22 protein-coding genes are annotated in these 19473 nt (G+C 50.2%); 9 read left to right on the forward strand and 13 right to left on the reverse strand.

The genetic code is table 11. From position 1 onward, the window contains the following. Positions 1 to 12 precede the first annotated feature (12 nt). The 3 genes from M1D70_RS25840 to M1D70_RS25850 form a co-directional block, all read right to left on the reverse strand. Positions 13 to 573 carry a GNAT family N-acetyltransferase gene (locus M1D70_RS25840; RefSeq protein ID WP_009594407.1) on the reverse strand — a complete coding sequence of 187 codons (561 nt, stop codon included), beginning with the start codon at positions 571 to 573 and terminating at the stop codon, positions 13 to 15. A gap of 31 nt (positions 574 to 604) precedes the next feature. Continuing rightward, positions 605 to 1933: an alpha/beta hydrolase gene (locus M1D70_RS25845; RefSeq protein WP_456288331.1), complete on the reverse strand. Its 1329-nt coding sequence runs from the start codon at positions 1931 to 1933 to the stop codon at positions 605 to 607. Between the two features lie 172 nt (positions 1934 to 2105). After that, a complete protein-coding gene (locus M1D70_RS25850) occupies positions 2106 to 2675 on the reverse strand; it encodes a GbsR/MarR family transcriptional regulator (protein WP_009594429.1) in 570 nt (189 codons plus the stop codon). 370 nt (positions 2676 to 3045) lie between these two features. Here M1D70_RS25850 and M1D70_RS25855 point away from each other — a divergent pair, with 370 nt between their 5' ends. From M1D70_RS25855 to M1D70_RS25865, 3 genes are read left to right on the forward strand one after another with little or no spacing between them, the layout of a single operon-like run. After that, a complete protein-coding gene (locus M1D70_RS25855) occupies positions 3046 to 4248 on the forward strand; it encodes a quaternary amine ABC transporter ATP-binding protein (RefSeq protein WP_009594445.1) in 1203 nt (400 codons plus the stop codon). Continuing rightward, complete coding sequence (locus M1D70_RS25860) at positions 4241 to 5074, forward strand: ABC transporter permease (protein WP_009594457.1); 834 nt, start codon at positions 4241 to 4243, stop codon at positions 5072 to 5074. Before M1D70_RS25855 ends, M1D70_RS25860 begins: the two co-directional genes overlap by 8 nt. A 1-nt stretch (position 5075) precedes the next feature. Beyond that, positions 5076 to 5996: a glycine betaine ABC transporter substrate-binding protein gene (locus M1D70_RS25865; protein WP_009594437.1), complete on the forward strand. Its 921-nt coding sequence runs from the start codon at positions 5076 to 5078 to the stop codon at positions 5994 to 5996. 586 nt (positions 5997 to 6582) lie between these two features. On the opposite strand, the gene M1D70_RS25870 is transcribed toward M1D70_RS25865, so the two are convergent. The 3 genes from M1D70_RS25870 to M1D70_RS25880 all read right to left on the reverse strand — a co-directional run bounded on the left by M1D70_RS25870 (position 6583) and on the right by M1D70_RS25880 (position 9392). Beyond that, positions 6583 to 7314 carry a DUF6081 family protein gene (locus M1D70_RS25870; RefSeq protein WP_433941304.1) on the reverse strand — a complete coding sequence of 244 codons (732 nt, stop codon included), beginning with the start codon at positions 7312 to 7314 and terminating at the stop codon, positions 6583 to 6585. A gap of 17 nt (positions 7315 to 7331) precedes the next feature. Continuing rightward, complete coding sequence (locus M1D70_RS25875; protein WP_009593967.1) at positions 7332 to 8258, reverse strand: prenyltransferase; 927 nt, start codon at positions 8256 to 8258, stop codon at positions 7332 to 7334. Between the two features lie 156 nt (positions 8259 to 8414). Further along, complete coding sequence (locus tag M1D70_RS25880) at positions 8415 to 9392, reverse strand: LacI family DNA-binding transcriptional regulator (RefSeq protein ID WP_456288332.1); 978 nt, start codon at positions 9390 to 9392, stop codon at positions 8415 to 8417. A 170-nt stretch (positions 9393 to 9562) separates the two neighbouring features. On the opposite strand from M1D70_RS25880, the gene M1D70_RS25885 reads away from it, so the two are divergent. Both M1D70_RS25885 and M1D70_RS25890 read left to right on the forward strand, forming a co-directional pair. Further along, a complete protein-coding gene (locus M1D70_RS25885) occupies positions 9563 to 9880 on the forward strand; it encodes a hypothetical protein (RefSeq protein ID WP_009593992.1) in 318 nt (105 codons plus the stop codon). A 184-nt stretch (positions 9881 to 10064) separates the two neighbouring features. Further along, positions 10065 to 10241, forward strand: coding sequence for a hypothetical protein (locus tag M1D70_RS25890; protein WP_456290522.1), 177 nt, complete (start codon positions 10065 to 10067; stop codon positions 10239 to 10241). A 179-nt stretch (positions 10242 to 10420) separates the two neighbouring features. Here the strand turns inward: M1D70_RS25890 and M1D70_RS25895 are convergent, their stop codons facing one another. The 5 genes from M1D70_RS25895 to M1D70_RS25915 all read right to left on the reverse strand — a co-directional run bounded on the left by M1D70_RS25895 (position 10421) and on the right by M1D70_RS25915 (position 15522). After that, a complete protein-coding gene (locus M1D70_RS25895) occupies positions 10421 to 11251 on the reverse strand; it encodes a phosphoenolpyruvate hydrolase family protein (RefSeq protein WP_456288333.1) in 831 nt (276 codons plus the stop codon). 55 nt (positions 11252 to 11306) lie between these two features. Next, a complete protein-coding gene (locus tag M1D70_RS25900) occupies positions 11307 to 12518 on the reverse strand; it encodes a Tm-1-like ATP-binding domain-containing protein (protein ID WP_456290502.1) in 1212 nt (403 codons plus the stop codon). 129 nt (positions 12519 to 12647) lie between these two features. Continuing rightward, positions 12648 to 13853, reverse strand: coding sequence for a phosphoenolpyruvate hydrolase family protein (locus tag M1D70_RS25905; RefSeq protein WP_456288334.1), 1206 nt, complete (start codon positions 13851 to 13853; stop codon positions 12648 to 12650). Positions 13854 to 13933: 80 nt separating this feature from the next. Further along, entirely contained in the window at positions 13934 to 14569 is a 636-nt protein-coding gene (locus M1D70_RS25910) for a pyridoxamine 5'-phosphate oxidase family protein (protein ID WP_433941308.1), read from the reverse strand. 140 nt (positions 14570 to 14709) lie between these two features. Next, positions 14710 to 15522: an undecaprenyl-diphosphate phosphatase gene (locus M1D70_RS25915; protein WP_456288335.1), complete on the reverse strand. Its 813-nt coding sequence runs from the start codon at positions 15520 to 15522 to the stop codon at positions 14710 to 14712. Positions 15523 to 16080: 558 nt separating this feature from the next. Between M1D70_RS25915 and M1D70_RS25920 the strand changes: the two genes are divergently transcribed. Further along, entirely contained in the window at positions 16081 to 17238 is a 1158-nt protein-coding gene (locus tag M1D70_RS25920) for a PsbP-related protein (RefSeq protein ID WP_456288336.1), read from the forward strand. An 89-nt stretch (positions 17239 to 17327) separates the two neighbouring features. Here the strand turns inward: M1D70_RS25920 and M1D70_RS25925 are convergent, their stop codons facing one another. Then, positions 17328 to 17492: a sporulation protein Cse60 gene (locus M1D70_RS25925; RefSeq protein ID WP_009593971.1), complete on the reverse strand. Its 165-nt coding sequence runs from the start codon at positions 17490 to 17492 to the stop codon at positions 17328 to 17330. 159 nt (positions 17493 to 17651) lie between these two features. Here M1D70_RS25925 and M1D70_RS25930 point away from each other — a divergent pair, with 159 nt between their 5' ends. From M1D70_RS25930 to M1D70_RS25940, 3 genes are all read left to right on the forward strand, one after another. Continuing rightward, positions 17652 to 18119: a hypothetical protein gene (locus M1D70_RS25930; RefSeq protein WP_456288337.1), complete on the forward strand. Its 468-nt coding sequence runs from the start codon at positions 17652 to 17654 to the stop codon at positions 18117 to 18119. A 211-nt stretch (positions 18120 to 18330) separates the two neighbouring features. Further along, positions 18331 to 18567, forward strand: a complete 237-nt coding sequence (locus M1D70_RS25935) for a WGxxGxxG family protein (RefSeq protein ID WP_456288338.1) — start codon at positions 18331 to 18333, stop codon at positions 18565 to 18567. Positions 18568 to 18742: 175 nt separating this feature from the next. Next, positions 18743 to 19192, forward strand: a complete 450-nt coding sequence (locus M1D70_RS25940) for a hypothetical protein (protein ID WP_009593991.1) — start codon at positions 18743 to 18745, stop codon at positions 19190 to 19192. 157 nt (positions 19193 to 19349) lie between these two features. Here the strand turns inward: M1D70_RS25940 and M1D70_RS25945 are convergent, their stop codons facing one another. Then, the gene (locus tag M1D70_RS25945) at positions 19350 to 19448 is read right to left on the reverse strand and encodes a YjcZ family sporulation protein (protein WP_015737277.1); all 99 of its coding nucleotides are present in this window, start codon (positions 19446 to 19448) and stop codon (positions 19350 to 19352) included. Positions 19449 to 19473 lie beyond the last annotated feature (25 nt).

Here is a 19473-nt window from a genome sequence, read left to right on the forward strand (position 1 = left end):
GTTTATTTTTTTCTACACGGGCTTGACCATATGATGATAAACATGCCCGTTAATCATGATGTCCTTATCCGTTTTATATCCTTTTCGGTCGTACAAGGAATGGGCACGATGATTGTCCGTCACCACGGCGAGGGCAATTTTATGGTACTTCAGCTCCTTCGCCCGGTTCTCCGCATGAAGTATAAGCGCCGAACCGATCCCCTTGCCTCCAAACTGCGGGGAAACGGATAACGTATCGATATAGTACTCATCCTCATCCGCTTCTTGATCCAGCGTTACGGAAGGGTCGTTCTTCAGCTTCCGCAGCCGATCCAGGATGGGACGATCCAATTCCGCCGCTTGATCGCCGCCGTAAGCAACGATGATGCCGGCCACCTCGCCGTCGATCTCCTTCACGGCAGACTGACGGTAACTGAGCCTGCCTTCTTCCGCCCGGAAATATTGCTCCAGCACTTCAATCGCATTCTCTTCGCTCTCTTCCCCCGTTAACCGATGCGCTACATCGTGCAGTGCGTCATACAGCAGCCTGGCTGCCGCAACCGCATCCTGTGGCCTTGCTGATCTGATGGTCATGCTGATTCAACCTCCAATTGCTAATCCATCTTTAAACATCCCAGTCCTCAACCTCGTAAAACAGCTCCAAGTCGGACGATGCCGTAAACGAACGCCGTTTCACTTTGGGATCCCCGATCTTCTCATGCAATCCAAACCCTCGCGATACCTTGAACGTAAAAGACAAACCATGCGGTACCATCGCGCTTCCCCTGTAAACGCCCTCTCCGCTGTACGGAATCTCAAATCCGGCATAGATCATTGGAGAAACGGGCGTTGCAGGCGGGACCTTCACCTCAATCGCGACTTTCACGAATTCCGGAAGTTCTTCAACAATCGTAATCTCTTTATCCGCGCTTAAGCTTCCCATGTGCAGCGTAATCCGGGTGCTGCCGGGAGTCCGAGGCTTGAGCGTTCCGTCCGGCAGTATCGTGAGTAATTCCGGAGACTCAACATGATATGTTCCATTCATCAACGTTTGAACAAATCCGCTGTCGTATGTAATGACCGGATTCAGTTGCTTGACGGGGCCGTTTACCCCTGCGACGCCGTCGCCATACAGCTTGATCGAGACCGGTTCACCAATGTTTCCGAAAAAATACAGCAGCGGCGCCTGTGCTCTGCCTGCCCAGTCGCTTTGGCTGTGAGCCGCTCCCGGATCCAGGAACAGCATAAGATCATCCCCCGGCACAAAACCGTCCTGAACCAAGCGTTCCGCTTCCGCCCGGGCGTATTTTTCCATGAAAACTCCTTCCGCACCGCCCATATCCAGCCAAACCCGAAGATTCGGGTGCGTACCGTATCTTTCATAAAAGGTATGTTCCTTCAGTTCGCCCCGTTCATCGAATTGGGCTCTGACGAAATAAGGCGACATGACCGCAATGCTACCGAACACATCCGGCCTCCGGAAACCGATGTTGTAGGTGACGATCCCGCCCGCGGACGAACCCATCATAGCCGTATGCTCCGGGCCCCTCAACGTGCGAAAATTCTGGTTGATATAAGGCATTACTTCTTCAATGATAAAGGCTTCGTACCGTTCGCCGGCAAACGGCGGATCGAACACCTGATGCATCCGTGGGTTGTCATGGAAATACTCGTTCAGCCTTTGATGGGGAACCGTGGCGATGCCAACGATGATAATCTCCTCCATCCGCCCTTCGGAAACCAGCCGATCCGCGGTGATGTGCATATCCCACGAGCCGCCACGTTCATCCGCCGAAAATACGTGCTGCCCGTCATGCATATAGAGTACGGCATAATGCTTCTCCGTATTCTCGTGATAACTGGGTGGAAGATATACATACAAACTCCGGGTATTGCTTAAGCTAACCGATGGAAAATCTGCGATCTCTACCATTCTTGAGGACATACTGACCATTCTAACCCCTCCTGATTATTTTTGCACCACATGTGCGATTAACATGCGGATTATTGGCTTAAGGCAGCGCCATATAACAAAAAAAGGCACAACCCGATAAAATCAGGTTGTACCTCTTAGGTAAGCATTGCCTTACTTCACATTATACTGGGGAATTTCCCCATATTCAAGATCAGGATTTGCCCTCAGGCGGCTCTTTCGGCACATAGTTGAAGATTTCGCCATCCACGAAAGTATCAATCAATCGCTCCAGCCATTTATAGTAAGCAACGGCCTCACGCATCTTCGCCTGATCCTCTTGCAGCACCGCTACCAGCTCTTCGTCATCCTCATGCGCTTTGCAGAGCTTCTCCGTTTCGTCAAGCGCTTTGCGAAGGACCAAAATGTTGCTCTCCACCGATTTACGCCATTTAATATCGAAAAAATCAAAGAAGGTCTGGTACCAGTCGTACTCCACTTCATACAAATCCTTGCGAGAGCCCTTCTCCCATACCTTGTTGACCATTTTATAATCGAGCAGCGTCCGCACGCCTGTACTCATGCTGGTCTTGCTCATCTTCATTTCCTGTCCCATTTCATCCAGGTTCATCGGTTTATCTGCAAAATAAAGTAATCCGTATAAATGTCCCGTTGAGTGTGGAATGCCGTACAAGTCCATATTCCGTCCAATATTTTCAATGACACGCTTACGAATCTTCTGCACGGCTGCCTGCCGTTCATCATCTAAATGGTACAAGCCCATGCTTGCAGCCTCCTCTATACTGTAGCCATCCAAGAAGTCATGTCAACATAACAAAACTAGGTGGACTCGAAGTGTAGTGTGAACGATCTCAATGAAATCTAAACAAGCCGAATCCACACACATTCTCTGATCTATTGTAGGGAAAGCTATTTTAAAAGTAAAGAAGATCGCTTTGGAGGATATCGGAGCATATGAGAGCATTTCAAAGGATAACTTTGTACAGTTTTTACTGTACGTACTTTACGTACGGATATAACGTTTGATACTTTGCGTATCGGTTGTTACAATGGGTGACATGGGTTTACGAGATGACAGCGGCAAAGACTCGGTCAAATGGACGCGTCTCTATACAATAAAAGGAGGAGTACTTTTGGCTATTCTGCAAGTTAACAAAGTCAGCAAATTGTTCGGCGCGAACCCGGAACAAGGGCTTCAATTGCTTGAGCAAGGCTGGAGTAAAGCGCGAATTGCAAAAGAGAAAAATATAACGGTTGGCGTTAACCGTGTCAGCTTCGATATTCAGGAAGGCGAGATCTTCGTGATCATGGGGCTGTCGGGCAGCGGAAAGTCTACACTCGTCCGTTTGCTAAATCGGTTGATTGAACCAACATCGGGTGAAATCTTGATACACGGCAAGGACCTGCGAAAAATGAACAAGGAACAGCTTCGGGAAGTGCGCCGCAAAAAAATCAGCATGGTGTTCCAGAAGTTCGCCTTGTTCCCCCATCGCACGGTTGTGGACAATGTGGAATACGGTTTGGAGATTCAAAAGGTAGACAAGAGCAAGCGCCGCGAAGCCGCCATGAAGTCGCTTGAGCTTGTAGGTTTAAAGGGCTGGGAGGAAAAAATGCCCGATCAGCTCAGCGGCGGCATGCAGCAGCGCGTCGGTCTGGCCCGTGCGCTTGCCAACGATCCGGAGATTCTGCTGATGGACGAAGCCTTCAGCGCACTGGATCCGCTCATTCGCAGAGATATGCAGGACGAATTGATCGAGCTCCAGGACAAAATGAAAAAAACCATCGTGTTCATTACCCACGACTTGGACGAAGCTCTTCGGATCGGCGACCGCATTGCCTTGATGAAGGACGGCTCGATCGTGCAGATCGGCACGCCGGAGGAGATCTTGACCCAGCCTGCCAACGACTACGTTGAACGGTTCGTGGAAGACGTGGATCTGTCCAAGGTGCTTACCGCTTCACGGGTTATGCGCCGTCCGGAAACCATCACGATGGATCGCGGGCCTCGGGTTGCGCTGGAGCTTATGCGTGAACGCGGCATCTCGAACCTGTTCGTGATCGACCGTTCGAAGAAGCTGCTCGGCGTCATTACGGCGGAAGATGCATCGGATGCCATGAAGAATAACCGCAAGCTTGCGGATATTCTCATCACGGACGGACCGAGCGTCGGACCCGACACGCTGCTAAATGAATTGTTTGAAATTACGAGCATGTCCAAAGTGCCATTGGCCGTTGTGGATGACACCGGCCGACTGATGGGCGTTATCGTCCGCGGTGCCGTCCTTGGTGCCTTGGCCGGGGAAACCAAGAACGAGGAGGTGACGCAAGATGCCTAAGATCCCTCTTGCCAGCTGGGTTGATTCCTTGGTCGATTGGATGGGAGACGTGTTCTCCGGATTCTTTGATGCCATCTCCTTCATTATCGAGAACGTTGTGCAGTTGTTTACGGATTTGTTCATGCTTCCTCATCCGTATCTGTTCATCGTTATCCTGGCCGTCATTGCCTACCTGCTGGGTCGCCTGCCGTTGACCTTGTTCACGGCCATCGGCTTCCTGCTGATCGACAACTTGGGCTACTGGTCACAGACGATGAGCACGCTCAGTCTGGTCATCACGGCCGCATTGATCTCCGTTATACTGGGTGTTCCGCTGGGGATATGGGCGGCCTACAGCAAGTCCGCATCCCGCGTGATCATACCGGTTCTGGACTTTATGCAGACCATGCCGGCCTTTGTGTACTTGCTGCCTGCCGTCACGTTCTTCAGTCTGGGTGTGGTTCCGGGGGTTATTGCTTCGGTTATCTTCGCTATTCCGCCAACGATTCGCCTGACCCGTCTCGGGATTAATCAAGTATCCGGTGAATTGACGGAAGCTGCGGATGCATTCGGTTCGACTTCCGGGCAGAAATTGTTCAAGGTGCAGCTGCCGCTGGCCATGCCAACCTTGATGGCCGGCATCAACCAGACCATCATGCTCTCGTTGTCGATGGTGGTTATCGCTTCGATGATCGGTGCCCAAGGTATCGGTGCCGAGGTATATCGTGCAGTAACGCAGCTGCAAATCGGTAAAGGGTTTGAAGCCGGCTTGGCCGTCGTCATTTTGGCGATTGTCCTCGACCGCTTTACTCAAAATATATTTAAATCGAAAAAAAGGGGTGCTTAATTTGAAGAAACAGAAGTTTTGGTTGCTGCTGAGCTTGGCTGCTATTCTGGTCCTGTCCGCTTGCGGTCAGGGCGGAAACGGTGGCGCGAATGGAACGACGGACAACGGGGCTGATGGCGGTTCCACCGCTTCCCTCGGCGATCAAGTCAAACATGAAATCATCGGTATTGATCCTGGCGCGGGTATTATGAAAGCAACGGCTGCTGCGATTGAGGAATATGGATTGACCGACTGGAAACTGATCGAAGGTTCCGGCGCGGCCATGACGGCAACTCTCGATAAAGCCATCAAGAACGAAGATCCGATCATTATTACCGGTTGGACTCCGCACTGGATGTTCGCCAAATACGATCTGAAGTATCTGGAAGATCCGAAGAAGGTCTACGGTGAAGCGGAAGAGATCCACACCGTTGCCCGCCTTGGACTTCAGGAAGATCATCCGGAAGCTTATAAGTTCCTGAGCAATTTCAAATGGACGTCCGACGATATGGGTCAGATTATGACCGCGATCCAAGAAGGCCAAGACCCTGAGGCTGCTGCTAAAGAATGGGCGGACAGCAATGCGGAGAAAGTCGATGCTTGGCTCGAAGGCGTTCAGCCGGTTGACGGCAAAAGCTTCAAATTCAGTTATGTGGCTTGGGATTCCGAAATTGCCAGCACCAACCTGCTGAAAGTGATCATGGAAGAAAAGCTGGGTTACAAAGTTGAGGCCCTTCAAGTTGAAGCAGGCCCTATGTGGACCGGCGTTGCCAACGGCGACGTGGACGCCACCGTGGCTGCTTGGCTGCCACTGACGCATGCGGACTACTGGGATAAATTCAAGGACCAAGTGGAAGACCTTGGCGCCAACATGGAAGGCGTAAAAACCGGACTGGTGGTTCCGTCTTACGTGGAAGCCAATTCGATTGAGGATCTGAAATAATGATGAATGAAAGCCATCCCATGGTTTGTGGGATGGCTTTCTTTTTTGGATGTCAAGATTAGTCGGCCTGGTCTGGGGAGGATGTATCCGTTCCGGTCGCTGTTGAAACCAGGAAAACAGGATGATATTTTGCGGTATTTTCCCGGTTTCAAAGGCGAACGCCAGGTCTCCTCCACGGATACATCCTCTTTTCTTGGGCTCGGCCTCCAATCTTTCCCGCAATGAGAGCCAACCCATTCTTCAAGGATGGCTTTTTGGGGCTGGGCGGGGAAGGGGCTAAGCTGATCAGTTCCACACGGTCAGCTTAGCCTGATTTATGGCCGGACATGCTGCGAATCCCCTTGGGACTCACAGGCTTGCCGGCTCGGCTTGTGGGACTGCCACTGGCTCCCCTCTATCTTCCTACACCCGAATAGCCGAACATGCTGTGAATCCCCTTGGGACTCACAGGCTTGCCGGCTCGGCTTCTTTGGCTTTCGGGGGCTTCAGCTTCCCCGATTCGACCTCGAGCATTGCCGCAGGCCCTTCTCTAACGAATGAAAAAAGACCATACCAACATGGCATGATCTTTTTTCATTATATAAGTCTACTCTTTTATCGTGACCGTCACGGGAGAGTATTCGGCAATGACGGTTTGTCCATGCACGGATACGCTGCCCTCCGGCGTCAGGTCTTTTTCGGTCATGATGCCAAGCGCGATGGTGAATTTGTTGAACTTGATCGGGATGTTTTTCTCCCGGCGGATCTCTTCGCCGTTCACGTAGAAGACAGCTTCGTCTTCGGCACGGTTATACGTGATTTTGTACGTGTTGAATTCACGCGGCGTAAAGTGCGTATCTTCCTCTTTGAAAATGCAGAAGTAACGGGTCTTGTCCGATTCCGGCACCTGCACGCCCGGGAACGGCAGGACCGCATACACGCTGGCGTATTTGTCGTTCGAGGCAAAAAAGTCCAGTGCCGCGCCGGTGCTGAAATCAAGCAGATTCAAAGATACGTAGCCGTCATACAAGTCGCCGGGCACCGTACCTTGGGTGCGGGCCCGAATTTGCAGCTCGAAGGTCACCTCGCCGGATTCCGGCACGTCCACTTCTTCGTTGGAATAATACATATGCTTGGCGTTATCGAGAATTTGGATCTGGTTATTCTGGCGGCTCAGCGGTGCGCGCACGTACAGAATGCCATTGCGGACGATAACGACCGCATTCGGCTCGCGATATTCCCAGAATGAACCGTCCGGCAGCGGAAAACCGCCGATCTTCCACGTCCCGCTCTCGGACAGGATGGAGTGAAAATCACCAAAAACGCGTTGTTGTTCCATCTATTTCCCCTTCTTCCTTACAAAGTCTGAATGATTCCCTGAATGATCAATGACAGGATCAGAACGCCGCCGCAGCGCATGGTGGTCATCGTTGACGCGCCCATCAGCGGTAAATACGCCTCGGAACGGTTGCTGTCCTTCAGCCTTCCATAGACAAGATACAACGGAATAATCGTAAGCAGCGCAATCAGTGCGTAAGGCGGGAGTGCTCCGGCCAATACGCAGGCTATCAAGGAGAGGCAGGCCAGCAGCAGCAGAACTCGCGAGAAGTTCAGCGCTCTCTTTTCGCCCCATACCACGACCAGGGTCTTCTTCCCGGCCTGACGGTCTGCCTGCCAATGCAAAAAGTGATGGTTGAACAAAATCAACGTTGTCAGCAGCCCGATGGGCAGTGACAGCAGCAAGGCCCGAACATCCATATGTGAGGTTTGAACGTAGTATGCGCCCATCACCGGCAAAATACCAAAGGACAGCAAAATCGCAATTTCACTGTAGCCCTTGCCTCGATAACCGAATTGGATCGGCGGTGCGACGTAAAAGTAAGCGATCAACCCGCCGAGCCCGCCAAAGACAAAAGCCCACCAGCCGCTGATCAAGCTGAGGATGATGCCGCTCAGCGCCGCGATCCCGAACAGCGTCCAGGTGACGACCTCGAACTTACGGAGCGACCAGACCCCCTTGGTCAAAAACCCGGAGTTGGTGGAGATCGCATCTACATGCTCCTGCGCTTCCGTGTCCGTTCCGTTCTTATAGTCCCATAAATCGTTCACCATATTGGAGAACAAATGGGCAGCGCCGCTCCCGATCAAGGTCAATAAAAAAAGGCCTATATGAAATGTACCCGTCCATACGTAAGCCCCGAGCGCTCCCAAAGCGACCGGAATCAGCATGACGGGAATCACTTTGATTCGGGAAGCTTTTTTAAACTGTGTAAGGGCATCCACGTTTGATATGCTCCTTTCCCTTCTATGATACAGAATAGAACGCCTGCAAATCGCTTGCAGACGTTTAGCGTTGTGAAACAAAGCACTTGCATAGATAAGAATATCACAATTGTCGAACTTTGTAATCCGTTTGTTAGAACTTGGTTTTGCAGCCATTTAGACCGACGAACGTTCAATCAGCTCGAAAGCAAGCTCCTTGCGAATCGGCTCCTTCTGCTCCCCTTGAATATGGACATAGAGTATCCTGAAAGCCTCCGTACCCATATCAAACAGGCGGTTATCGATCGTAGTAAGGCCCAGCATTTTGCCGATCGGCTGGTTGTCGAATCCGATGACGGCCAGCTCTTGCGGGATGGACAGCCCTCTTTTCTCCGCTTCATAGATTAACCCGGCGGCCACATGGTCACCCGTCACCAATATGGCGCTGGGACGTTCCTCCATACCCGACAGCCGATCCATAATCGCTGCACCGTCCTCGAGATCAATACAGCCGTCCAGGATCCATTCCTCGCGGTAAGGCTCTCCGATTTCCTGAAGCACTTCTTCATAGGCCGCTTGGCGCGCTCTCGTGCTCGGACTGTCCAGTCTTCCTACGGTGAAGCCGATGCGGCGATGTCCCCGCCTTATCAAATAATGCATGGCACTGCGAAATGCCTCAGCATGGTTTATATATATAGAAGAAAATAAGCGTTCCCCTGCATCCTGACAGCATACAATCGGTCCGTAAGCGCAATAGGCTTCGATCTGTTTAGGCGTCACGGCCGATGATAGAATAATGATGCCGTCAATCTCGCGGTTACGCAGCATCTCCAGCACTTCCATTTCCTTATCCGGCGCATACCCGGTTTGGCACAGGATGAGGCGATAGCTAGCGGCAAGCGCTTCTTGGCCGGCTCCTTCCATCAGCAAGGAGAAGTAGGCATGATTAATAAACGGAAGCATAATGGCAATATTCATCGTTTTCCCTGTAATCAGATGGACCGCATTCATATTCCGGGCGTATTTCAGCTGCTTCATCGTTTCCAGCACGCGTGCCCGCTTCTCTTCTCTGACATAAGGGTGGTTATTCAGCACCCGGGATACAGTTGATACCGACACGCCTGCAAGCTTGGCTATCTCTTTAATATTGGCCACAATCGATATGCCCCCTTCATCCACTGGTTCATTCCTGATACTATCATGATTGCTTCCTCTATTCAAAATTAAGCCTCCAGCAGTTGAGGCCTCTGCGTTCGTATTGCCTCATATCCATGACTTACTTTTTTTGGTACGATTGATGATATCATCCCTATGGAGGTATCGGCATGTCGAAACTGTTCAAGACGCTTGGCGCTGTATGGTTCATCGGCGGTTTTATCGGAGGAGTCATCATTCATATCATCATGGAGGGCAATTGGCTGACAGGCATCGCTTGGCTTATTGGCGGCGCAATCTTGGGCGCCTTATTCTATACGGTGGGCGAAATTCATGAAATCGTGTGGGAGAATCATGCCCTGCTTCGGGAAGTGCTTCACCGTCTGCCTCCGGAACCAGGCGACAAAAAGCCGCCGCTTGGGAATTCCCGAGCCAATCTGAGCGCTTTGAAGGATTATAAAATGAACGCAAAAGATGAACAGCGATAAAAAATTTGATCTTGATCTGGTATGCTTTTCATACTTTACACTGTGATTGGGTGGAAACCTTCATTCATTGTCAGCGTGACCAAAAAAGGGCGTGATGGCAAGGGCAAGGCTTCTGCCTTTTTGCCATGTTTTGCGAAACCTGCGACTTGTCCATTACGTTATCCTTCTCAAAAGGAGATGATGGATGATGGAGACGTTCGGCAGAGGCTGCCTGTACTTGATCATTGGCATGGTGGTATTGCTGCTGCTTGCCCTGCTATTGGGGACCACGATTACGATCCCATGGTTTATCTTCATTCCGCTTGTCGTTATTGCCTTTGCCGTGGCTGCATCCAAGAGCAAACGCAAGGATGAGGATTGATCCCGGGCAACAGGCGAGCCGCCTGGCGCGAAGGGAATTCCCATTTCATGCGCTGTTTTCGATTCGCTTGCAGGCCTTGTCGGTTCAGTCCAACGGACAATAAAACACCAAGAAGACTCCCTGACGGGAGTCTTCTGCGTTCCTTAGGATCATAACCATGCTTTTTCCAGCTTACGACTTCATTTCGAAATATTCTTGAATACCTCTGTCTGCTGCTTGATGCCAACCTCGGTGGCAAAACGCTCGATGCTGGATGCTCCGAAGAATCCTTCCACTCCATGGGTTCTGGACAATACATACGCCGCGTCCTCAGGCTCCGCAATCGGACCGCCATGGCACAGAATCATAATTTCCGGGTTGACGGCTTTTCCGGCATCGCAGATCGCTTGAATTTTGTCCACGCAATCGTCGAGCGTTAGTGCCGTTTTCGCGCCTATGGTGCCTTTCGTGGTAAGACCCATATGAGCAACTAGAACATCGGCTCCGGCTTCAGCCATTTTCTTCGCCTGATCGACGTCAAACACATACGGCGTGGTCACCAAATCCAGCTCATGCGCCTTCCGGATCATCTCGACCTCAAGATCATAGCCCATGCCCGTCTCTTCCAGATTCGCCCGGAATACGCCGTCAATCAAGCCCACCGTCGGAAAGTTCTGCACGCCCGCAAACCCTTGCTCCTTCAGCTGCTTCAGAAAAATATCCATGATCCGGAACGGGTCCGTGCCGCAAACTCCCGCCAACACCGGCGTATGCTTCACGACCGGCAGCACCTCGTTCCCCATGTCCACCACGATCTGATTGGCATCCCCGTAAGCCATCAGTCCAGCGAGAGATCCCCGCCCGGCCATCCGGTAACGGCCCGAGTTATAAATAATGATTAAGTCTACCCCGCCCGCTTCGGCGCTCTTGGCAGAAATCCCTGTCCCTGCTCCAGCTCCCAACAACACCTTACCCGCTGCAACCTCTGATTTTAGTTTCGCTAATACTTCTGCTCTTGTTTGCATGGCCATGATATGTTCCTCCTTGAGTTGAAATTCTTGGCACTGTGGACTGTGGCTTCCCTTCTCATTGCCGCTTCAGCAATTCCATCAGCTTATCGGCCGCGGCCACTGCAAAAGCTTGATCGTTAATATCGGTATTCATCTCGATCAGCTCAACGGACTCACGGTCTATCCGCTGTCTTAACGTGTCGAACAGCATCTTATCCTCTTCCGTTCCATGGAATGCTTCGCCTTCCACATCGAGCATCGATACGCCTTTCAGCGGCAGCATCAACACCGTAGGACCTTTCGACGAATTCAGTTTATCCGCAAGGATCCCGCCAAGCTGCCGGTTCTCCTCCACCGTGGTCCGCATCAGCGTAACCGAAGGGTTATGCTTGTACAGGTTTCGTCCCCGGAATGCCTCCGGCACGGTATCGTACGGACCAAAGTTGACCATATCGAGCGCCCCGGTCGATACGACCTGCGGCACCTTGCAGCGTCCGGCTGCTTCCAGCCGATTCGGCCCTGCCGCCAAAACGCCGCCAACCAGCTCATCGCACCATTCCGTTGTCGTCAAATCCAATACACCGTCAATGAATCCGGCCTCAATTAGGCTTTCCATCGTTCGCCCGCCCGTGCCGGTTGCATGGAACACCAGCACTTCGTACCCATGTGACTCCAGATGCTCTCTGGCATAATCGATGCAGGGGGTCGTTACCCCGAACATCGTCGCTGCAATCAGCGGCTTTTTATCCATCGGCGCAGCCGATTCAAACTTAACCATGCCGGCTATCGCGTGTGCCGCGTTCGTGAATATTTTGGTGGAAAACGAGTTCAGGCCGGATACATCCACGATGGACGGAAACATGATAATGTCGCTTGTCCCTACATAAGGCGCCGTATTGCCGGAAGCGACGGTGGAGACCATCAATTTCGGTACGCCGATCGGCAATGCGCGCATGCCGGCGGTGACGATGGAAGTTCCCCCCGTACCGCCGAATGACAGTATGGCGTCGAATTTGCCCTCTGCATACAGCTTCGGCACGATTTGCTCCATCCCTTGAGCCAATACTTCAGTACCTTCCGACCGGTCCTTCCGGGCCGCGATTTCGCGCAGATCCGCACCTGCCGCACCTGCAACCTCGATGTTGGTTACATCCGGCGTGAACATCGGCTCAAACACGCCGCTATGAATCGTAAACGTCTTTAACCCCAAGCTCTCGATCACCGATTTAACGTGTAAAAACTCAGCACCCTTCGTATCAAACGTCCCCGCAATGGCTATGGTTTTCACCGTAAAGACCTCCCCGTGTCTCTTCTCAGGATCGCTTGCCCCGTTCTGAATGACGGGTCCGGCATGTGATCCCTGCAAGACCATAATACAGCGCTTTCAAATAAAAAGGATCGTATCCATGTACGATCTTTATGTATATTTGTCTTTCATATGCTGGCGATAGGCCTGGGGAGACATCCCCGCGTATTTTTTGAAGGTCTTGCTGAAATGAACATAGTCCGGGTAACCGACCAGCTCCGCTATTCTGCCCAGGGACAGCTTGCTGTGCTTCATGATATCCTGCGCCTTGTGAATACGGTATTTGGCTGTATATTCGGGAAAGCTGCACCCCACTTCCCTGTTAAAAAGCGCGCTAAGATGCGTTCTTGAAACGTGGATCCGTTCGGCCAGCTCCGTCATTGAAATCGGGTCTGCATAATGCTCGGCTACGTATTCTTTCACAAAGGCAACATAGTCCATCGGTTCATCAAGCTGCGTCAGCTTGTCCATCAGCTGCCGGTCCTGCTCCAGATGGCCCGTAGCCTTAAAACGATGCGTCGCATCCACGATGGCTTCTTCCGTCGGCGTTCGCTCAAAGCTCGAGCCGCCCACGTACCCCATGGCGGACGTGTTGTCGTACATGTACTGGACATCGATGGGCGTATGGACCGGACCGCCATATACGAGCTTGATCGGCTGCTTGCCCGAGTCGTCACAGACGGCAAAAATTTCTCTGGCTATTTCGGCGCCCTTCTCCAGCGACCATGATTTCGAGGTCCCCATCATCCCGCCTGCCGTAACGCCCAGATGGGCGCAGATGATATCCGCTCCCGCATCCAGCATCCATGTCGTCTGCTCCGGATTGAATACGAAGGCCATCGTAAACATATCGCGCTCATGGGCAATCCGGATGGCTTCCACCTCCTGCAGATACGTGATGCCTTCTTCCTCCAAGGCTTCGCGGAACTGTCCGTCAATCATTCCCACCGTCGGATAGTTGATGATGCCGGCAAAACCGCTTCCGCGAATGGCATCCAAGTATCCCGGCAGCTGAACGGTTGGATCCGTTCCGCATAAACCGAATATCACCGGTGCGTCGCGGACCACGGACAGAATTTCGCGCGAGCCGAAATCCATCACCATTTCATTGCAGTTCGCATAGGGCATGAAGCCCGCCAGGGAGCCCAGCCCCATCTGCCGAAAACGGCCCGAATTCAAGGCCAGTATCAGATCGGCGCCGCCCTTGACCGCATATTTTGCCGATATTCCTGCCCCTGCCGCTACCCCGATCAATCGCTCCTGGGTCTGTATCCCCCTATGTAATCGATCCAATACCTGTTCTCTGGTCGTTATCAAAGTTATTGGTCCCCTTATCTTCAATCTGACCGTCATATCTCATCGTTTCCTTATATCGCTATACCTATTATAAATGAAAATCAATAGAGCCGATTCGTGTAACTGTCCTGCATTCCCCGGGCAACGATCTCCTCCGTCACGTGATCTTGATTCACATGATCCGCGATGATCTTGGACGGGTTCGGCAGCTGTTCGCTGGGAATCCAGGAATCGGGATCCCATGCTTGCGAACGCATGAAAGCTTTTGCACAGTGCATATAGCATTCCTCGACCGAGACCGCAATGCCAAGCCATGGGCGTTTGCCTTGTACGCTAAGCCGATCCAGGATTTCCTCGTCCCTTACCAAGACGGCGCTGCCGTTGATTCGCAAGGTCTCCTTCAAACCCGGTATGACAAACACGATCCCGACTTTAGGGTTGGACAGGATATTCCGCAGTGAATCAAACCGTCGATTGCCCGGACGCTCCGGAATGACCAAGCAGGATTCCTCGATCACATGCACGAATCCCGCCGCATCTCCCCGAGGCGAAACGTCGCAGGCTCCGGATGCGTCGGAAGTAGCCATAAACAACAAGGGACTCTTCGAAATAAAGTCTTTGCAGTGATGGTCCAATCGATGAATCGTTTTGTGTTTGACCACGCGATTGGAATCGCCGAACAAGTTTCGGAGCTCCTCCTCCGATGAAACGACCGATTGAAACGGAATTTTTGACATCACAACCACCCTCCTATTAACTTCATCTTATACCTTTCTTATTTCCGATACTACGCAATGATCGTCTTGCTTCCCTTCCACAGTATGAAAAAAAGCTCCTCACAAGTTCTAGGAACCTTATGAGAAGCCTTCCCTCATTCTTATAAGAAGACAAGCAGCAAAATGCCGACAACAAAGCAATAATAAGCGAAATATTTCAGATTCCCGCGCGCCATGATATTCATGAACCATTTCATCGCAAAATAGGTGCAGATGAGCGTCGCGATAAATGCGATCAAATAGGGAATGAACAGCGGTGAAAAATCGGGATCCGATGCGATATCCGACACGCCCAGAACCATGCCGCCAAGGCTTATTGGAATGTACAGCATAAAGGAAAACCGCAGGGCCGTCTCCTGTTTCATCCCAACGGCGATCGACGTAATGACGGTCGAGCCGGATCGGCTGATCCCCGGAATCAGCGCCACCGCCTGAGCCAAGCCTACGATAAGCGCGTCCTTGAACGACAAATCATTATCCAGCTTGCGGCCGCGAAGGTTCCGAATCAGCCAAAGGGCGACTCCCGTAAATAGCAGCGCGACGCCTACCGTGCGAACCGAAGCGAATATTTCCTCAATCTGGTCTTTGAACAACAGTCCGATGATGACAGCCGGAATCGTACCCACAATAATATACAGAATGAACATGAAGTCGGATTTAAACTCCGGTCGTCGTGTCCGAACATAACTTAGGCCATTCACAATCAATCTCTGCAAATCCTTGCGAAAGATGAACACGATCGCAATCAATGAGGCTGTATTGGTCAGTATTTCGAACGACAGCCCGTTCTGCTCCATGCCCATCAGCCTTTGGGCGACAATCAAATGACCGCTGGAGGATACCGGAATCGGCTCCGTAACCCCCTGCACAATCCCCAGCAGCAGGTACTTCAACCACAAGATGAAATCTTCCATTACTCTCCTACTTTCTTTGCAACATGGGTATAGCTTATAAAAAATACTAGTCTATCATATCTCATAAAAACAGGAAGAATCAAACCACGAGCAGAGTCATCGTTGGTGCATGGAGCTGCCGGAAAGACGATAAGCCCCGTTGTTCAATGGCACAAAAAAGATATGTAAACAAGAGAAGCCCCTCTAACCACGGAATTAGAGGGGCTCCTAATCTATTGTTAAGAGGTGATTCCATCATAAGATACGTAGCTTAATGGAACCTTAAAGCTTCATTAGGGGGACATAAAAAGTTGGGGATGCTGGCTTCACCTCTGACGTCCGATATCAAACGGTTATATCAACATAAAACATGGTTCTTTTATCCCATAATCATCGGTATTTCTACAAATTTCTCGGAATTTATCATGAATCATAGAAATATATACCTAGTTCTGATAGACTATTCTATAATCTTCCTATTCTTGATAAAAGCTTGCGTACCAGATTACCAGCAACTAGCGGAATTCTTCCGTCGAGCAAATACCCTAGCCGATAGGGACAACAGAAAAGAGCCTAGTCATGAAGCACCCAACAAAATTATCCGTACTATTTCTTTTACTTGTCATCCTGACTGCGTGCAGTCCTCAGAAAGACACAACCGAACAACCTTCATCCGTCCCTGCACCGGCAGACCAGGAAGTGGCGAAAAACACGGCTGCTGTAAGTGCAGAGGATACAGGAAACATGGAAACCCAACCCTATACGGGCGAGAACTTCTCCTTTTCATATCCTTCTACATGGAAGGATGCACAGCTTAACATGCCTCAAATCGTTGCTGCATTTGTCGACTCGAATCCCAAGGGCAATTTTGCCGATAATCTAAATTTGATTGTCGAGGAATCATCAGCAACTCCCGAGGAAGCAGCTAACTCCTCAGTCCATGCTTTATCCAATGGAGCTGGCGGAGAGGTGATACAAAACTTTCAAAAATTGAATTACATCGACGTTCCCGAGAAAGCAGCCGGGATCCTGGAGAGCGAATACACCCAAGGAGAGTTAAACGCGCAAGTGGTATTGACTCAATATTTTGTTTCGAACGGCAATGAGCTCTACACTCTTTCGATTTCCTATTCCAAAACAGCTTACGATAACGGGGGTAAAGCGGTTGTCCAAAATATAATGAATTCATTCGAAATCGTTAAAATTAGCGAAGAGCCTGCACTCTCGGATACTAATGATGGCAGTAGTGCCGAGGAATTGACAGAACAAAACCTATTCGCTGAAATCATGGCTTATATTATCCCAATAGAGATTGAAGACGGCGCACTTGACGAGCTAACCTACAACTACTTTGTCGAGCACTATGAGTTATTTCCAGCGCTTACGCCTGAAGCTCAAAAGAGAGCGAAGGCTGAAGTCGATCCCAACATCACGTCACGTCACCTCAACAAAAATCTGAGCCCCTATTTGGACCAGATGTTCGAGGTCAGTGGATACGTAGTTGATATCATCGAAGAGGAACTCGACGAGGGAGTTACCGTTACCGAAATTCACATCGTCGATGATAACGACAACTCCATTATCGGTTTTTATGCCCACTCTACCGGCGATATTTTACAAGACGATAATGTAACGATGAGGGGCGTTCCGGCAACCTATTATTCATTCGAAAATATTAGCGGCGGAACTACCAATTCCATTCTTATAGGAGTTTCGACCATCGAAAAAACCCCATAGTTGAAAATGGAACTGCCCCTTATTGGATAGCGCCTTTTTCAGCTCAGTCATTGCAGAATAGAGATAAGCACCTTCTAAGGTGCTTTTTCTTATTCTTTATATATGACCAAAATATCATACGTTCCGTCTGCCGATGAAAGCTTAATATCCTTCACATCGTCAGGATGAATGTTATACAGGAATTCATTCACCTGATCCTGCAAATCGTCCAGATTGGAATCGCTAAAGAGCTCGACCTTCAATGTTTTTAGCATATAAGCACCCCCTAATTTCAAACTTCGACATAAAACGGGAGTTCCCTGCTGGAATCGAGTAAACGACACGTTTCATCTATAACTTACACTGGCCTTTATCTATTTTACACCGCACTGCTAAATGTGATGGAACGCCCTGGCGGATTAACGGATCGGCGCATGTCGCGAGCGCTGGGGCAGGACAATATCCTTCATATCCCGCTCGGGAAGACCCCGGATAACGCAGTTGAACAGTTTAGAGGCCCATCCTCCATGCATGTCATTCACCGCGAGCCCGTGAGCGGGGGCACTCTTTTATTTATGAAACGACCTTACCAAGCGGGAAGCCATAATTTGCAAGTAGAATATGTACGAAAAACTCGGATCGGTTGGAAATGGGCTTGGGGCGGCGGATATGGAATCGGCGAATCTTCACAATCCATAGCAGCGTTAAATTACATGGGCATGCCTGAATTAGACCATCTCTCTACCCCTTTTCCCATGGTGTTCGGGGATATTCTGGACCCCTCGATAAAAAAAGTAAGCGTCAAAATCAAGGGCAAAGGTAGTTATAACGCTAAGCTGACTGCTGCGGAAGCTGGAAGAATGATCTGGTTCGTATTTCTGCCGTCGCCCGCAAAACAATAACCGATCCGCGAGACAGCGGCTCGGTCCATTTCGAAATGGATTGACATTAATCCGGTGAAATTGCGGAAAAAAGGAAAAATTAGCACAGTCTCACTACTCGGAAGGCAGAAGTACACTCGTTTGGTAAAGAATCGTTAAAGATAATTTGGGGCAAGATAATTTTGGTACCTGCCCATGCATTTCAGACGAACAGAGAAAGGAGGTCCTTAACATGAAGAAAATCTGCATGTCTTTTCTCGCGGCTATGAGCATTGCTTGCACGTTAGTTGTCCCTGTTTCCGCCGAAAGCAACAGGAATGCAAATGACATGAACACAAACAACGTTAACGCTAGAAGTTATAACACCAACGCAGCCACCAATGATAACGATACAGACTGGGGTTGGCTTGGGTTAATCGGTCTTGCCGGCCTTGTTGGGTTAAGACGCCGTACCCCGGAGCGCCATTAATTTTTGCGATGAGCCTAGGGAACACAGGCAAAATCCTGCTCACATAAGAGCAGGATTTTTTTCTATTTAGGTACCTTAAACGTGTAACTTTAGATCCCCATTCTTCATGTTTTACTTCACTTTACCGGAACTTCCATTTTGTTACTCCGTATGAATCTTCAAGGGGTTGATTTCAATGCTATGGATGTTATTTGGCGTGGTTATCATTCTAAATTGCCGTTATAACTACATGAATCCGGATTCGGATTGGATACGATGGAATAAACGGTTACCGGAAGACTACGAGCAGGACGATCATGATTTGTTAAAAAACCAGGTTGGTGCGGCAATAGGTGGATTTATTGGCGGCGTATTGGTCTTAATCGGGTTAGCGACGCTTGTTCAACCTGGCGGTACCCCTATGTCGTGGGGGGCCCTTTTCGGGTTTGCTGTGATCCTCCTAGGTATAGGGCTCCTTGCCAGAAGGTATCCGACATTCGGCTGGAGCAGGGATGAAGGCTGGAAAGTCAAAGGGGATTCGGAACGAAGCGATACTTACATGGATTTAGTAAAATTCGGCGGATTGGTTTCCATTTGCCTCGGATCCGCTTTTTTTGTACTTGGCCTGATCATTTTATTGGTTTGACATGTGCTGAGGAGAAGAGGATTTTTCTGTTTCGCGGAAAACGTTTCTTTACAGCCAACGGAGATGGCCATTTAATAAAAACAGCGGCAAACCAAGGCTCAAATAGCATCTTAGCTTGCCGCTTATTGGGTGTTTTTCAAAACCTCTATATATTTACTTAGAATCCCCAAGTACGGAGTATAATGACAAGCAGAATAAAGAGAACGAGAATAACACCAACACTACCGCCATACCCAGAACCTTCATATCCACTCATTTTCCCTTACTCCTTCCTAATTGGA

This window comes from Paenibacillus sp. AK002, assembly GCF_053903045.1.

What these genes read in the sequence shown, in the direction of transcription:
- M1D70_RS25940 (WP_009593991.1), top strand. Translation starts at nt 18,743, where the DNA reads ATGCTATGGATGTTATTTGGCGTGGTTATCATTCTAAATTGCCGTTAT.
- M1D70_RS25850 (WP_009594429.1), bottom strand. Translation starts at nt 2,675, where the DNA reads ATGGGCTTGTACCATTTAGATGATGAACGGCAGGCAGCCGTGCAGAAG.
- M1D70_RS25915 (WP_456288335.1), bottom strand. Translation starts at nt 15,522, where the DNA reads ATGGAAGATTTCATCTTGTGGTTGAAGTACCTGCTGCTGGGGATTGTG.
- M1D70_RS25910 (WP_433941308.1), bottom strand. Translation starts at nt 14,569, where the DNA reads ATGTCAAAAATTCCGTTTCAATCGGTCGTTTCATCGGAGGAGGAGCTC.
- M1D70_RS25935 (WP_456288338.1), top strand. Translation starts at nt 18,331, where the DNA reads ATGAAGAAAATCTGCATGTCTTTTCTCGCGGCTATGAGCATTGCTTGC.
- M1D70_RS25920 (WP_456288336.1), top strand. Translation starts at nt 16,081, where the DNA reads ATGAAGCACCCAACAAAATTATCCGTACTATTTCTTTTACTTGTCATC.
- M1D70_RS25845 (WP_456288331.1), bottom strand. Translation starts at nt 1,933, where the DNA reads ATGGTCAGTATGTCCTCAAGAATGGTAGAGATCGCAGATTTTCCATCG.
- M1D70_RS25860 (WP_009594457.1), top strand. Translation starts at nt 4,241, where the DNA reads ATGCCTAAGATCCCTCTTGCCAGCTGGGTTGATTCCTTGGTCGATTGG.
- M1D70_RS25930 (WP_456288337.1), top strand. Translation starts at nt 17,652, where the DNA reads ATGTCGCGAGCGCTGGGGCAGGACAATATCCTTCATATCCCGCTCGGG.
- M1D70_RS25870 (WP_433941304.1), bottom strand. Translation starts at nt 7,314, where the DNA reads ATGGAACAACAACGCGTTTTTGGTGATTTTCACTCCATCCTGTCCGAG.
- M1D70_RS25945 (WP_015737277.1), bottom strand. Translation starts at nt 19,448, where the DNA reads ATGAGTGGATATGAAGGTTCTGGGTATGGCGGTAGTGTTGGTGTTATT.
- M1D70_RS25890 (WP_456290522.1), top strand. Translation starts at nt 10,065, where the DNA reads ATGATGGAGACGTTCGGCAGAGGCTGCCTGTACTTGATCATTGGCATG.
- M1D70_RS25885 (WP_009593992.1), top strand. Translation starts at nt 9,563, where the DNA reads ATGTCGAAACTGTTCAAGACGCTTGGCGCTGTATGGTTCATCGGCGGT.
- M1D70_RS25925 (WP_009593971.1), bottom strand. Translation starts at nt 17,492, where the DNA reads ATGCTAAAAACATTGAAGGTCGAGCTCTTTAGCGATTCCAATCTGGAC.
- M1D70_RS25895 (WP_456288333.1), bottom strand. Translation starts at nt 11,251, where the DNA reads ATGGCCATGCAAACAAGAGCAGAAGTATTAGCGAAACTAAAATCAGAG.
- M1D70_RS25840 (WP_009594407.1), bottom strand. Translation starts at nt 573, where the DNA reads ATGACCATCAGATCAGCAAGGCCACAGGATGCGGTTGCGGCAGCCAGG.